A 259-nucleotide genomic window follows, 5' to 3' on the forward strand; every position below is an offset into this window, starting at 1 on the left:
TCGCGATAGTGCGGAGAGGCTTCCACTTCAGAGAGCTGCGCACCCTGCGGTGGCTGGCCAAATCCGGCATTTAGTACAAACGGTAAACTGGCAGCTGAAGCAATAATCATGACTAACACCATGCAGATGAATAGAGGCTTTTTCATTTCCTGACCCGCCTACGCGCCCCATCCGATGGTTTGCGCGGGTGACACTTGATTATGAGTGAGTAAGCACTCATTATAGATAGGATGATTACGCCGTCAAGAAGGTTTTCGTT

Annotated in this window: 1 pseudogene; it reads right to left on the reverse strand. The window is 49.8% G+C overall.

From position 1 onward, the window contains the following. Nucleotides 1-146, reverse strand: a pseudogene (locus tag RTW80_RS29865) (RomA family MBL fold metallo-hydrolase); the annotation flags it as partial. Nucleotides 147-259: the final 113 nt, after the last annotated feature.

Origin of the sequence: Escherichia sp. AM3, assembly GCF_032029835.1 — a bacterium.
Lineage (GTDB): Bacteria > Pseudomonadota > Gammaproteobacteria > Enterobacterales > Enterobacteriaceae > Escherichia > Escherichia coli.